At 37.7% G+C, this 628-nt stretch carries 1 protein-coding gene; it reads left to right on the forward strand.

Going from position 1 to position 628, the window contains the following annotated elements; genetic code table 11:
* On the forward strand, positions 1–531 hold a 531-nt coding region (locus tag JCM15092_RS14330), incomplete at its 5' end, for an IS4 family transposase (RefSeq protein ID WP_024995235.1).
* Positions 532–628: the final 97 nt, after the last annotated feature.

Here is a 628-nt window from a genome sequence, read left to right on the forward strand (position 1 = left end):
CTCAAATACAATATTGATAACGATACTATGTATCAAACTCCTGATGGTCTTATGGAAGTGCGTGTACAGTACGTAAGCTTCACTAAACAGATTAAAAATGGAGAAACTCTCACTCATAAAGCACGCATTATAACCTATGCTGATCAAAGAAAGAGAAAACTCATATCTCTGCTCACCAATGATATGGATATGGATCCATCTGAAGTAATTGCCATTTATCGCAAACGTTGGGAGATAGAACTTCTATTCAAACAAATCAAACAGAACTTTCCTCTGAAATACTTCTATGGAGAAAGTGCGAATGCTATTAAGATACAAATATGGGTGACATTAATCGCAAATCTGCTCTTAATGGTCATGAAAAAAGGACTTACCCGATCCTGGAGCTTTTCCGGACTTGCAACAATGGTTAGAATAACGCTTATGTACTATGTGGATTTTTATAGCCTGTTCAATCACCCGGAAAAAGATTGGGAAGCCCGCTTGCAAGCGACATCAGATAGAACACCCGAACCATCACTATTTGATTAAGGGGGACTTGGATTTATAAAAAAAGGAACTCGACTACCTAAAAAAGGATAGTCGAGCTATGGAGTACTCTCATTATAGAGTTTTATCGGACAGCAAT

Origin of the sequence: Phocaeicola paurosaccharolyticus JCM 15092 (genome assembly GCF_000613805.1) — a bacterium.
In the GTDB taxonomy this organism is placed as follows: Bacteria; Bacteroidota; Bacteroidia; order Bacteroidales; family Bacteroidaceae; genus Phocaeicola; species Phocaeicola paurosaccharolyticus.